Origin of the sequence: Paenibacillus sp. 2TAF8, assembly GCF_052114825.1 — a bacterium.
Lineage (GTDB): Bacteria > Bacillota > Bacilli > Paenibacillales > Paenibacillaceae > Paenibacillus.
In genome coordinates this window covers 1-14,313 of the sequence record NZ_JBFRFN010000012.1, presented here as the reverse complement: position 1 = coordinate 14,313, position 14,313 = coordinate 1, and the positions used below count along the sequence as shown (strand labels likewise).

Genomic DNA, 14,313 nt, shown 5'->3' with positions numbered 1-14,313 from the left:
AGATGAAGTGTGCTTATGAGTTTTTTTGTTCACAAATTAGACATAAATAGATTGATTCAAATTAAGGGAATTAGGCGAACAGTGAAAAATGGCACGGAATCACTGAGAAATGATCTCATATAATAGGTGTCAGAACTGTCGTAGAGATGCTGAATTCGAGCAAAAAAAGCCTTATACCATCAAAATAATTGCGATTTTCGGTTGACAAGTGATAATGATTATCAGTATCTTTAGTGTAGCAGATTTAATTGTTTAGTTTAGAAGATCGAAGCGCCCGTAAAATTCAGAAATACCGAATCAGAATTTAATTTCGTTGTCGTTACTATAGCCGGAATACATACCGGGATTAATGAGAGAGGGATGATCGCATGTTTCGTCTGGAGACGTCCAAGCTGGATATCGCTTATGAGGAAAGACTGATAGTTGAGGATCTGAACATTCAGATTCCCCAAGGGAAAATTACCGCACTTGTGGGAGCCAACGGTTCGGGGAAATCAACAATCCTGAAAACGATGGCTCGCATTATGTCTCCAAAGGCAGGCAGCGTGTTACTCGACGGCAAGTCCATCCATAAGCAGTCCACGCGTGAAGTTGCCAAGCAGCTTGCGATACTGCCTCAGAATCCTACAGCACCGGAAGGGCTAACCGTTACAGAACTGGTTTCTTATGGCCGTTTTCCTTATCAAAAAGGGTTCGGTTCCATGCGTGCAGAAGATAAACGCATGATTGAGTGGGCGATCGAAGTGACCGGTATGGTAGAATTCCATGACCGTCCAATCGATCAGTTGTCCGGTGGACAACGTCAACGTGCCTGGATTGCCATGGCACTCGCWCAGGAAACCGATATTCTGTTCCTGGACGAGCCAACAACCTTCCTCGATATGGCTCATCAGCTTGAAGTATTGCAATTGCTGGAGCATCTGAATGCAACGGCTAATCGTACCATTGTAATGGTTGTCCATGACCTGAACCATGCATCTCGTTATGCTCAGCACATGATTGGGATCAAGCAAGGTAAAGCCATTGCGGAAGGCTCACCGGTAGAAGTGATGACCTCAGATGTACTGCGTGAGGTATTCAACATTGAAGCTGATATCGTTATGGACCCGCGCTCCAATGTACCGCTGTGCTTGCCATATGCACTCGCTGGGGAACGTCCAAGACCAATTGCTCCTGAAACCAAAGTTGTGAACAGTGCGATGGTTCATGCGGCAGGCCGTACGGAACATCGTGTGCAAGCAACAGGTAGTTAAAATAAACGAGTTGGATCGGATGTACGATCCTAAATTATAGAAATGAAGCCGCTGTGCGCTGTTAGCACGCGGCTCATTCGCATTCACAGGAGGTTTTCATTCATGAGTGCTATCAATTATACCTGGCTTGAACAATATGCACGTATTTCGGCGAATCCCGTTTCGAACTCTGTTTACGATACACCTCTGGCTTCGTTAAGAGACGCGGAGCAGGCAAAAGATATGCTAACAGCATACAATGAACATTTGCGTGCAGACAGCTTGCAAACTGCAGCGGTGTATTTCATGCATTCTATTCGTGGTTTGCTTCTGGGGATACATTATCTAAACGCGATGTGTGACAAGCTGCTGGATATTTCTCTGGATAATATCCGATTACAACTCACTCTTCGGGACGGATATCCCGCATTTCATTTTCAACTGTTAGATAACACTGAACAGGCTCATCCCGCGCCACCCGTTAACGACGATCCTGACTCAGCCGTAGCTTCTATATCTACGCGTCAGGTGATGCTCACGGCTTATTACGGAGAACAGCTTCGGCCTTTAATTGAAGGGGTGGCACTGGCTGGCGGAGCGAATACAGGTCAGATGTGGGCACAGTTTGCATCGATCCTAAGATGGTTCAAGACGCTCGCTGTACAGATGGATATTACAGAACAGGAGGGAGAAGCTGTTATTCGGGGGTATGAGCATGTGATAACGATGCCACCGGAAGTTCTGGGATTGCGTAAAAATCTGTTGAAATTCAAGCCGGTAGAGATCGACAGTCCGTATCAATCGGGAGAGAAGATTTTATTGAAGTCAACATGTTGCCTATATTATAAGGTGGATGGGGGTCAAGATTATTGTTACACCTGTCCCAAACTGAGCAAATCCGAGCGGCAAACTCGATATGAGGCGATTGTGGCTTCCCGGTAAATTTGAAGTTCATACTTGAACACGTTTATAATTGGTGTATTACGATCTCATAGGAGGAATTAGCAATGTCCGTATATTCGTACAAGGCGGTAACCACCGCAAATCAGGAAGTGCCGCTGGATATGTATCAAGGCAAGGTGCTCGTTATTGCAAACACAGCGAGTAAATGTGGATTGACTCCGCAATACGGTGAATTGCAGAAGCTCTATGATCGTTATCGTGATCAAGGCCTCGTCGTACTCGGTTTCCCTTGTAACCAATTTGGTGGACAAGAGCCTGGGACAAGCGAAGAAGCAGAATCCTTTTGCCAGATTAACTATGGCGTTAATTTCCCGGTCTTTGCAAAAGTAGATGTGAACGGGGAAGAAGCTCATCCCCTGTTTCAATATTTGAAAGAACAGCAGCCTGGCTCAGGTGAAACCAGCGACATTCAATGGAACTTTACCAAGTTCCTTGTGAACCGTGAAGGTGAAGTTGTTGGCCGCGTTGAACCGAAAGAATCACCAGAGTCCATGAGTGCTGCGATTGAGCAATTGCTCGGTTAATGTGCTACATCTGTAAGGTAAACGTATGATGACGAGAAGCCTGTCCTGCTATTTCGCAGAGACAGGCTTCTTTTATATGTCTACAGTGTCACATCTCCGCATAGGGGATACTCACTAAGCACTTTATTCATAAATCTAAACCTAGTAAAAAGTATAAAATGATTATGATTTGGGAAGTGGCTTGCTAAGCTTGTAATACCCTTGTTCGGAGGCAAGCTTCAGCAGATTACGAGCGTAACTTCCTGCCCAAGAGTAGCCATGTCTGCGTTCCTCGCTTATTTCGAGAATGTTCATATATTTTTTGCCGTCCCGATCTGCGTAAAAAGGAACATCTTCATCTACTTTGTAGAAACGGTACCAGATTACACTGCCAGCATCCGGCTCGAAGTATACAGGGCCTTGTCGATTGTATTTGGTACCATCTTCCCGAACGGTATCGAACCATTGCAAGGCACTTTTGGCAGCATGTTCGATTTCAGGTGTTTGCGGTATGGACATTAGAAATGCTGTAACAGCGACAGACTCTGATCCCGATTTGGAAGCCAGCTCATAGGCTCTGCCAGGTAACGGTTCATAGGTCACAGGATCATGCTGTGCTCCCCAGACGGTGGGGACTCCGTTATTCATAATCTGGGCTTTCAGGGTATATGCAATACCTTTATCCAGTGCGGCCTTTAGTTTACTGCGTTCCTGGTTTGTCAGGATATCATTATCAAACCCGTGTTTGCGCTGGGTGATGTCATCCAGCAGGATCATCATCTGCACCATCGCATTATCATTGTACGTTACGGCATCCGAGTAATTACTGCGTTTAGGATAGACCTGAGGCCAGCCACCCGAAGGGTACTGTGACACGAGAATGAAATCAACGGCTTTGCGGACACTGTCCTTAAAGATCGGATTACCGGTTTTGACATACATATCCGTAAGAAAGCGGATTTCTGAAGTTGTAGCATCATTATCAAAGGTTCCAAGCTCAACACCATTCGGGTCTTTCCACCCAGAGCGCTCGGTCACACCATCCCAAGGGTTTGCGTATTGTTTCTCCATGTCCTTGTAGAAGCCGCCGTGTGGCATCTGCCAGGAAACGATATTCAGTGCATATGCGGTATCTTTGGCAAGATCCCCTGTGGAGAAATTACTGATATCCCTGAATTTTTGCAATAATGAGGATACATCTACTCCGATCGAACTGGACTTCTGGCTCGGCAACACTTCGGTTTTAATTGTCACTGGGGCGGAGGAAATATCAGTAGTACCGGAAGCGGCGGCATATGGGACGGATAAGCCGGCGGTAATCATGGCGATGGAAAGTGTAATGGGAATGATGCGTAATGGGGCTGGCAATGTACGGTTACTCAAGTGAACGCCTCCCTAAAGCTATTATTTTCTTGTGACTAATATGGAACATATATAACAAATAATCGAATAAAAGGATTCTGTAAATTGTAAGCGCTTCCTATTATAGAAATCAACCCTAAATATCAAAAGGCATCATTTTTACATCCTGTTCATTGTGTTCGATAGAAGAGAAGCCTGATACGTTGATACGGAAATTGAATGATTTGGAGAGCATAAGCAAAATGGTACTGGGGGAAAATGAAATTAGCGAAAAAAAGGATTAGGTCAGTGCCAACAACGTATTGAAGTCACTAATAAACCGAGCGTGGAAGCTGAACTAGCACTATTTTATGAGGAAACAGAAATTATTTTTGCAAAACCTATTGCAATGTGAAAAAGATCACATTATAATGAGCGTATAAAGTGAAATAAATCACATGGACATTATCGAATCAATAGTGAATTATTTCACAACCATAATAACGTTTATCATTCATTATTTTATATACTCCAAGGAGGAACTACTCATGAAAATCGCAGTCATCGGATGTACACACGCAGGAACAGCAGCTATCGTAAATACCGCTAAATTATACCCGGACGCCACCATTACGGTCTATGAACGCAATGACAACATTTCCTTCCTGTCTTGTGGCATTGCGCTCTACGTCGGTGGAGTGGTGAAAGATCCGGAAGGCTTATTCTACTCTTCGCCAAATCAATTGGCCGACCTTGGTGTGGTGACCAAGATGCTGCATGAAGTTACAGCGGTTGATGCGAAAGGGCACACCTTGCGGGCTAAAAATCTGCAAACCGGGGAAGAATTTGAAGATACATTTGATAAACTGATCGTAACTACGGGTTCATGGCCTGTTGTACCGAAGCTTGAAGGCATCGAGATGGATAACATTCTGCTCTGTAAAAACTACAATCACTCCAACACCATTATCGAAAAAGCGAAGGATGCGAAACGCGTGACCGTAGTCGGCGCAGGTTACATCGGTGTTGAGCTGGTGGAAGCATTCGAAATGAATGGCAAGGAAGTAACACTGATCGATAGCGTGGATCGTATTTTGAACAAGTATCTGGACTCCGAATTCACAGATGTAATCGAAGATACACTGACTGAAAGAGGCATCAAACTGGCGCTTGGTCAAACGGTGCAGAAGTTTGAGGGTGAGGATGGTAAAGTAACCAAAGTCATCACTTCCAAAGGGGAGTTTGAGACTGACTTGGTCATCCTCTGTATCGGATTCCGTCCAAATACGGAGTTGCTCAAAGGTCAAGTAGATATGCTGCCTAACGGTGCAATCATCGTGGATAAATATATGCAAACAAGCCAAGAGGATGTCTTTGCTGCAGGTGACAGCTGTGCGATTCATTACAATCCGACAGGCAAAGCGGCTTACATTCCACTGGCAACAAACGCCGTGCGGATGGGTACACTCGTAGCACGCAACCTGGTTCGTCCAACGACACCTTATATGGGAACACAGGGCACATCAGGCATCAAAATTTATGAGCAAAATATTGCGGGAACAGGTATGACCGAAATGTCTGCAAGAGAGGAAGGACTGGTTGTAGAATCAGTTATTCTGGAAGACAACTACCGACCGGAATTTATGCCAACCGCTGAGAAACTGCTGCTTAAAGTGGTCTACGAGCAAGCCACTCGCCGAATTGTTGGTGCACAGGTGATGTCACAAGTGGATCTGACGCAGTCGATCAATACGATCTCGGTTTGTATCCAGAACAACATGACGGTGGATGAGCTGGCATTTATCGACTTCTTCTTCCAACCACATTACAATAAACCGTGGAATTTCTTGAACACTGCAGGTCTGCAAGCTCTGCCTCCGGTAGAAGTTAAAGCACCAGCACTGGTGTAAGCTTGGGCAAAGCATTCACAATGAAGGCAGCTAGCAACTATAGAGAATTCGGGAGCATCATACAATAAAGACAAAGGGGAGGCTGGCGATCATATCGTCAGACTTCCTTTTTGTCGTCTCTGTCGTCCGAGCTGTCTGTCTGTATCATCTTGTTTCTTAATTTTCTTACTTCCATCTTATTTCTAAGGGTTTCGGATTTTTTGGGGGAAGGCAAGTGGGAAATTGGATCATCTTCTTGATTGACTTTGTGATTATTTACACAAAGTTTTGCGAGAGGTCGATATACAATGAATGCATGGATAGAGTTCCTTAACATACGAACGGATCGAAGACAAAGGAGAGGATGACATATGGCGACTAAAACCCCTCAAGAGGTTGCACAATATACGGCACAGGCCGGGTTGAAGAAAGCACAAAATCCGGTTTCCTCAGTACTGATTCTGGGGTTCTTGGCAGGTGCCTTCATTGCGCTTGGGTTTCTGCTCGATATTCGTGTAATTGCATCTGCACCAGCAGAGTGGGGAAGTATTGCAACATTTATCGGAGCGGCGGTGTTCCCGGTAGGTCTGATTCTGGTCCTGATTGGCGGGGGAGAACTGTTGACGGGTAACATGATGGCTGTACCGCTTGCTGCAATCACACGTAAAATCACTCCAGCCAGCATGCTGAAGAACCTGCTGCTCGTTACATTGGGCAATCTGCTCGGTGCCCTGTTCGTGGCCTTTTTCTTTGGTCATGTACTTGGGCTTACAGCCGAAGGTGTATACCTGACTAAAGTGGTTGATATGGCAGGACATAAGCTGCACGACAGCTTCCTGCAGGCTTTTATCTCAGGCATAGGTTGTAACTGGCTAGTGGCACTGGCAGTCTGGCTGTCTTATGCAGCCGATACGATGAGCGGTAAAATTCTGGGTATTTGGTTTCCAACGATGGCATTTGTGGCAATCGGATTTCAGCACGTTGTGGCTAATATGTTTCTTATTCCAGCAGCGATCTTTGAGGGACACTATTCCTGGGGGCAGTATGTCATGAATTTTATTCCGGTCTGGCTAGGTAATCTGACGGGCGGAGCTTTGTTCGTAGCGGCTGCATACTGGATGGTATATCTGCGCAAGACCGAGCAAGTAGCCACGGTAGTCAAAGAGGAAACAATGGTTCCTGCTGTAACTTCTCCTATGGAAACAGAGGGCAGAGCGATGTGGAGCAAACAGGCGTAATCCATGGCAGAGTCGACACTTAGGAGCATCGTATTTGCAAGTATAAATAGTCAGAGTGTAGGAAAGTAGTTACGGAGACTTATCAGATAACAATGCAGAAATAATGAGGTGAGATGATGCATCTTATCGCTTCACGACAAGTTTGGTCGTGGCGAGAGGAGATGGGTCATCTTTTTTTTTTGCGCAAATTAAATTCGCCATGACAAGGTTCGGGGGAACGAAACCTGAGCATGGCGAATTTCGGGAGTGGTCCATGATATGGCATGAGGAGGAAGTGGGGAAACACCAGCCTAATGCCTTGTTCTTAATTTACCCCTGGATTCAGAGAATGAATCAAAGGGATAAAAACTTTTTTTGAAAAACAAGAATAATGGATTTGCACAGAAATATGATACCCGACATCCACGAAAATTTGGCCGATTTACCCTGTTCTCTTTACGTTTTAACCCCGGACGGGATATGATATAGGGATAGCCATTGAAAGAGGGGGAGCCTAATGATGATCGATCAGGAGAATGGTGTGTTTCCAGCGGTATGCCCGCTCGATTGTCCAGACACATGTGGTCTGCTATTACATAAAGAAAACGGTAAAATTACGAAGGTCACGGGTAATCCGGATCACCCGATTACGAAGGGCGCGATCTGTAATAAAGTGCGAAATATGACGGAGCGGGTGTATCATCCCGAGCGTCTTCAATATCCGATGCGGCGTGTCGGCGCCAAAGGTGAAGGCAAGTTCGAGCGGATCAGTTGGGACGAAGCCATTCAAGAAATTACGGGGAAGTTCAAAGACTTGTCTGCAACATATGGACCGGAGAGCATTCTCCCTTATAGTTTTTACGGGAATATGGGTGTGCTCGGCGTAGACGGCATGGATCGGCGTTTCTTCAATGCACTTGGCGCAAGCGTGCTGGAGCAAACGATATGTAATGCTGCCGGTAATACGGGCTGGAAATATACGATGGGAGCTAACCACGGCACGTTGCCTGAGGATACAGAGCATGCAGATCTGATTGTGGTGTGGGGTGGGAACATCGTCAGTACCAATATGCATCAGGTTGTACTGGCGGAGAAGGCCCGTAAGAATGGTGCCAAAATCGTTGTTATTGACGTTCATCGCAACCGTACGGCTCAGTGGGCAGACTGGTTTATTCCGCTTTATCCAGGTACGGACAGCGCACTGGCACTGGGTATGATGTATGTGCTGTTTGAGCAAGGACTAACGAATGAAGCATTTATGCAAAAATATACGGTAGGACACGAAGCGCTGCGCGAGCATGTCCGTAGTTACACCCCGGAGCGCGTAGCACGTATTACAGGCGTGCCGGAAGAAACGATTGTGGAGCTGGCACAGCTCTACGGGGGAGCTCAGGCTGCTCACATTCACATTGGCAATGGCTTGCAGCATCATGACAATGGGGGCATGAACGTACGCAGCATTGCCTGCTTGCCTGCGATTACGGGGCAGTGGCTGAAGCGTGGCGGCGGTGCGGTACGTACGAACAGCTACGCAAGCACCAACAGTGATGCGCTGGAGCGACCTGATCTAAGGCAACAGGCCGAGCCGCGAGTCGTAAATATGAACCGGATTGGCGAAGCATTGCTGGAAGCGGAGCAGCCGATCCGGGCCATGTTAGTTTATTGCAGCAATCCACTGGTGGTAGCACCGGATACAGAACGAGTGGAGCGAGGTTTTGCAAGGGAAGATCTGTTTACGGTAGTTCATGACCTGTTCATGACGGATACGGCAAAATATGCAGATATTGTGCTGCCAGCGACATCATCTTTTGAAGCAACTGACCTGTACCTATCCTACTGGCATCAGTACGTCCAGTTGCAAGAACCGGTTATCGCGCCAATCGGCGAGAGTAAAAGCAATGTGGAGCTGTTCTCGCTGCTTGGACAGGCCATGGGTTATGATGCGGACATCTTTGGTGAGAAGCCGGAGCAGATGRTTGAGAATGCACTCCAAGGCACTGAAAATCCTTATATGAACGGGGTTACATTGGATCGTCTGAAGCAGCAGCGGTTTGTGAAGCTGGACATGTCGGCCCACGAATCTTTCCTGGAACATCTGCCTACGCCATCAGGCAAGATTGAATTATACTCCGAGCAGATGGAACAGAAGGGACTACCGCCATTACCGACATATGCCGCGCTCGTTGAAGGTTTTGATGGAGAGAATCCTGCTGGGCTAGGTGATGCGTATCCACTGATGTATGTGTCGCCGCCTAACCATAATTTCCTGAACTCCAGCTTCGGCAATTCAGCTAAACATCAACGTTTGGAGAAGATGCCGCTACTGCAAATTCATCCACAGGATGCGGATCGTCGTGATGTGCAGGATGGCGATACAGTTGTGGTATGGAATGAACGCGGACGTATTGAACTGACCGCCAAAGTCACGGATGCCATGCTTCCGGGAACGGTCATCAGTCAAGGACTGTGGTGGGACGGCGAAGGCAAAAAACAGCGCTCCAACTCGCTGACATCGGACCGCTTGTCGGATATGGGGAACGGTGCTACCTTTTTCTCGGCCACTGTTGAAGTGAAGCGAAAATTAGGGTGATTGCAGTTAATAAGACGCATTTCTCTGTAGTAATGTAGTAGTCCAAAATTACAAAGGAATGATAATATGAGACAATTATCAGAGTATGAGTCGGCGAAGCGGGATATTGTCATGTCCAGCATATATATTATAGGTGTTCTTATACTATTTTATATGGCTCTGGAGGCCTCTTTTATCATTGCTATTGTTATTTGTGTACCTTTGGAAATTGCGTTTGTAATAAGATTGATGTATGAAGTGAAGAAAATAAAAAAAATCAGGCAACGCGATGCTTCTTAGATTAATTCCGATGAAAGGCTTTCGCCGTAGCGAGTCATGCTACGTGTGCGGGAGCCTTTCGTCTGGAAACAGGCTAGTGGATGTCGGTTTAGTAAGGTGTAAGGGGTAATGGACGGATGGCTCGCAACAGGAACCGCTGCGATTGCTCTGCTTGGATTCGTGCTTCATGCAGCGAAAAAGCATTGAATATGGCAAACCAATCTCAAAAAAATATTGACAAAATAAATTAAATATGCTATAATTTACATATATTAAGTTTCCGTATATAATGGGGTTCCCTGGCCAGGGGAACCTCATTTCTGTTTATATGGGAGGAAATTACTACGATGAGCCAAAATAAGCCCAGCATCACATCCCTGATTTCAGCTTTTGCCCGAGCCTATCATGTTGAGCATGATGAACCGCTTATTATTAATGATTTTTTAGCGACAAAGCTGATCACCTCACAAGAATGTGCAGATATAGGAGCAAGTATGATTCAAGGCATTGATTTCTTTCACTCGGACGCAGATCGTCAGTTCGGCGGAGACCGGGATCAGATTTTAAAATGGATCGTTCAAGTCCAGCTCTCACCCATAACATTGGCTCGTTCTGCCTATAGTGAGCAGTTGATGCTACAAGAAGCTGCATTGGGAGTGAAACAAGTGGTTATCCTTGGTGCGGGCATGGATACGTATGCGCTCAGACACCCGGAACTGGAGTATACACTAGATATTGTTGAGGTGGATCTTCCGCTCGCCCAACAGTTGAAGAAAGAGCGTTTGCAACAGGCAGAGCTTTTGATTCCGAGCAATCTTCATTTTGTTCCTATGGATTTTACCCGAGAGATTATTAACACTGATTTTACGAGCACAGTATTGAGGAATGTGAAAACCTTATTTACATTACTCGGGGTTTCGTATTATCTGTCCAAAGAAGATTTTTTTAGCTTGATCCATCAAGCCTTTGCGACGCTCCCTGCTGGAAGTTCTATCGTATTTGATTACGCAGATGAGCATCTTTATGAGGAGAAAGGCAAGTTTAATCGGGTTGAAAACATGGTTAAGATGGCCGCGATGGGTGGCGAACCGATGAAATCCTGTTTCACCTATGTGGAACTGGAGCAGTTGCTTCAACAAGCAGGGCTTCTGATCTATGAGCATCTGTCACCTGAAGATATACAGGAGCGTTATTTCAGTCAACGAACGGATGACTTGTCTGCCTATGAGACGATTCATTTTATTCATGCGGTAAAAAAGTGAAATTCAACTATACATTAGAGGTGAAAACACTATATACGGGCCAACTGATGTAATATATGGTGCAGTTGCCTTCATATAAAAAAACAAACGCCTGAAGAGACGTAGTCGTCTTTCCAGGCGTTTGGAATTCGTGATTGCATTATTTGCGATTCTGCTCAGCACGCTCTACAATCATATCTGCCAATTCTTCAGCCTGACCCTGGATTGCAATCGGGTCAAAGTACCAGTACCGATCCTCCTGCAATTCATACACCTGATTGTTTTTTACCGCAGGCAGGGACTTCCATACGGAATCGCCCTGATAATTCTTATTGTTCTCACCAACGGTCAGGAAAATATGATCGCCTGCATAATCACCAACAACCTCACGTGAAATTTCTTTCCATTGGGTATCGCCCATCAGTTCTTTTCTGGTGCGTTCAAGCGGAGCGAGTTCCAAAGCACGGTAAACCGCTTGTCCTCCTCGACCAAAATTGTCTCCATATCCATAATAACTCTTGTCCGATACTTCAAGGATCGAGAAGGTTTCCTCTGGACGGATGACCGCCTTCACTTTGGAACGAGCGACTTCTATCCGTTCGTTGTACGTTTTCAGCCAAGCTTCGGCTTCTTCGGATTTGTTCATGAGCTCTCCGAAGCCACGGATCTCCTCCTGTACATTTGTGAATGTACCGTAAGGGATAACTACGGTCGGTGCGATTTTCTGATAATTCTCAATTTCCTGGGCCTGGTCAGAGTAGGTGATAATCAGATCCGGATCCAAGGCGGCGACCTTTTCTAGCGATACAGCATTCCGATCACCAATACTTTCGATGCCTTTCACCTGATCCAAATAGTACGGATTCTCCAGGTAATATTGGATAGCGCCAACGGGCTTCACACCGATTGCCAGCAGATCACTTACGTACATGTCTGTAACAATCCGTTTGGGCTCAGCCGGAATTTCAACATCCCCACTTAAGGACTTGTAGATTCGTTTAGCATCCGAAGTAGCCGAACCGGACGACGCATCTGTGCTGACTTCGGAAGTTCCAGGTATGGCTTCTGTTCCCGCCCCGCTACCGCAAGCGGTCAGGATCATAAGCATGGCAAGCATAAGCAGCAAGCCAGAGAATCTGTTTCTAAAAGAATACATGTACTGATTCCTCCCTATGTATAGTCCATAAATAATAATGATTATTATTCTCATTAATAACATAGAGGAAGATGTCTGATTTGTACATGGACAACGATGATCACTAAGGCATGGACAGATGTGATATGAAATGATGCATCATGTGTTTAAATTGCTTCATCATGGATACAGGGTCAAAACCGTAGAACATGTCTGCATCAATTTCGTATACACAACCGTTACGAATAGCCGCAAGGCTGCTCCATGATGCTGTATTCATCTGTAAATGGACGGCTTGTTGCTCTACAGTTTCCTCAGGATAGGCTATAAATATGTGATCTGCGGCATACAAATGAATATCGGACAGAGGCACATGGATGTATCCGGTCGGCAATTGCCCATCCTTGAGCATACGTGCCGGTGGTTGAAATCCAAGAGACTCATACAGAATATGAGAAGCTCTGCCCCACCCATGACCAAAAAGGTATGCACCTTGTTCATCATTCAGGAATAAGCATACCGCCGAACCTCGGGTTTCACCCATTAGATTGTCCAAAGTCTGATTGGCTTCATGCTCCAACTGGTGATAACGGTGAATAATAGCCTGAGCTTTGGGTTCCATACCTGTAATTCGACCGATCTGTATAAACTGCTGCTTCCAGTCCAGTTCTTCAAAAGGCATCAGAATGGTGGGGGCGATCATTCGCAATTCATTCAGCGCTGGATGAGGTGCATAACCGATGATTATGTCGGGATTGGCCTCCGTGATCAACTGCGGATGAGCTAACAGTTCATGCTCCGCGTACTGCCTCATCTGCTGTTGTACATGCTCATCAAGGTCAGGTTCCATCCAGCTCGCAACAGCTCCTATGTGGGGAATACAGCCCAGTGCAAGCAGGGAAGCCGTGTAGTTGAAGGTCAAAGAGACGATTTTCTTCGGTGTTTGCCGGTAATGACTCGGTGCTGCACCAACGATCTGTTTGAACTTGCGGCTCAGATAGAACGAATCTTTATATCCGATCAGTCTAGCCACTTCCTGTAATGTAGGATTTCCCAACAGCAGATGTTCTTGGGCCATCCTGATCCGTAAACGGGATACATATTCAATGAAGGTAAATCCGGTATACCGCTTAAATTCCCGTGAAAAATGTTCGGGGCTCACATTCGCTGCCTTGGCCAGCTGCTCACGTGTGAGAGGGTGCGCATACATTTCATGAATATAGCGGAGTGCACCATCCAGCCAAGAGTGATCTGGTTGCGGAACAAGAGCGGCTTGCTCCTGCAGCATATCCAGAAGTTCATAGAAAAGAATATGCGGTCTGAACAGGCTTGTATTTTGTCCTGACATGCATATCTGGGCCAGTTCTACTGCCTTCTCAACAAGCAAGTGGCTGGATAGTGGAGCTGGGGACCCAAACGGCCAGAAGCGCTGTTCTTGATCGGTAAAATCGAAAGCGATGGCGATGCCCTGTACTGGCGAGAGCGTACCTCGGTAGCGGTCATGCTGCAACAGGCGGCCTGCACGGCGAATAAATGCGGAGCCAGGAGTTAATGTCAGTTTGCCCTCTGCTCCAATGAGTCTGACCTGACCTGAGGTTATGACATACAATACATGGAGCTTGCTCCAGGAGTCCTCAATCTGGGCCAATGCTTCAAAGTCGTGAAGCTGAACGAGATGTATCAGCTTGAATAGAGCTTCTGGAATAGGCTTTATGTAGGGTAAGGAAGCGAGCCAGGAATGTTCGTGGACTGGATCGGCAGGCTGGTTTTTTTTCATGACGTAACCTTCTCCTTATTATGATTTGGAAGAGCTGTAACACTGCATCGTACTTCTTCTGCTGGTCAAATTGATGAATTTGAACTATTATGCAGTATATATGATAAACAAGACTTCGTGGACAAGTGGTCGAAAATTGTACTTATTTCTGCGAAATTAGATAAAAT

Annotated in this window: 10 protein-coding genes; 7 read left to right on the top strand and 3 right to left on the bottom strand. The window is 46.0% G+C overall.

The features are described from left to right. The first annotated feature begins 368 nt into the window (after positions 1 to 368). From AB4Z30_RS18185 to AB4Z30_RS18175, 3 genes are all read left to right on the top strand, one after another. On the top strand, positions 369 to 1,253 hold the full coding sequence (locus tag AB4Z30_RS18185) for an ABC transporter ATP-binding protein (protein ID WP_441928872.1): 885 nt from the start codon (positions 369 to 371) through the stop codon (positions 1,251 to 1,253). 102 nt (positions 1,254 to 1,355) lie between these two features. Next, positions 1,356 to 2,174, top strand: a complete 819-nt coding sequence (locus AB4Z30_RS18180) for a (2Fe-2S)-binding protein (RefSeq protein WP_441928870.1) — start codon at positions 1,356 to 1,358, stop codon at positions 2,172 to 2,174. Positions 2,175 to 2,239: 65 nt separating this feature from the next. After that, a complete protein-coding gene (locus AB4Z30_RS18175) occupies positions 2,240 to 2,719 on the top strand; it encodes a glutathione peroxidase (RefSeq protein ID WP_441928868.1) in 480 nt (159 codons plus the stop codon). 162 nt (positions 2,720 to 2,881) lie between these two features. On the opposite strand, the gene pelA is transcribed toward AB4Z30_RS18175, so the two are convergent. Further along, positions 2,882 to 4,021, bottom strand: a complete 1,140-nt coding sequence (gene pelA / locus AB4Z30_RS18170; RefSeq protein ID WP_441929068.1) for a pectate lyase — start codon at positions 4,019 to 4,021, stop codon at positions 2,882 to 2,884. A 566-nt stretch (positions 4,022 to 4,587) separates the two neighbouring features. On the opposite strand from pelA, the gene AB4Z30_RS18165 reads away from it, so the two are divergent. From AB4Z30_RS18165 to AB4Z30_RS18150, 4 genes are all read left to right on the top strand, one after another. Further along, positions 4,588 to 5,949 carry an FAD-dependent oxidoreductase gene (locus AB4Z30_RS18165; protein ID WP_441928866.1) on the top strand — a complete coding sequence of 454 codons (1,362 nt, stop codon included), beginning with the start codon at positions 4,588 to 4,590 and terminating at the stop codon, positions 5,947 to 5,949. Between the two features lie 350 nt (positions 5,950 to 6,299). Beyond that, a complete protein-coding gene (locus tag AB4Z30_RS18160; protein WP_441928864.1) occupies positions 6,300 to 7,166 on the top strand; it encodes a formate/nitrite transporter family protein in 867 nt (288 codons plus the stop codon). A gap of 499 nt (positions 7,167 to 7,665) precedes the next feature. Then, entirely contained in the window at positions 7,666 to 9,735 is a 2,070-nt protein-coding gene (locus AB4Z30_RS18155; RefSeq protein WP_441929067.1) for a molybdopterin-containing oxidoreductase family protein, read from the top strand. 605 nt (positions 9,736 to 10,340) lie between these two features. After that, entirely contained in the window at positions 10,341 to 11,255 is a 915-nt protein-coding gene (locus tag AB4Z30_RS18150; RefSeq protein WP_441928862.1) for a class I SAM-dependent methyltransferase, read from the top strand. Positions 11,256 to 11,394: 139 nt separating this feature from the next. Here the strand turns inward: AB4Z30_RS18150 and AB4Z30_RS18145 are convergent, their stop codons facing one another. Beyond that, complete coding sequence (locus AB4Z30_RS18145; protein WP_441928860.1) at positions 11,395 to 12,390, bottom strand: ABC transporter substrate-binding protein; 996 nt, start codon at positions 12,388 to 12,390, stop codon at positions 11,395 to 11,397. A 103-nt stretch (positions 12,391 to 12,493) separates the two neighbouring features. Continuing rightward, a complete protein-coding gene (locus tag AB4Z30_RS18140; RefSeq protein WP_441928858.1) occupies positions 12,494 to 14,146 on the bottom strand; it encodes a helix-turn-helix domain-containing protein in 1,653 nt (550 codons plus the stop codon). Between the last annotated feature and the right edge of the window lie 167 nt (positions 14,147 to 14,313).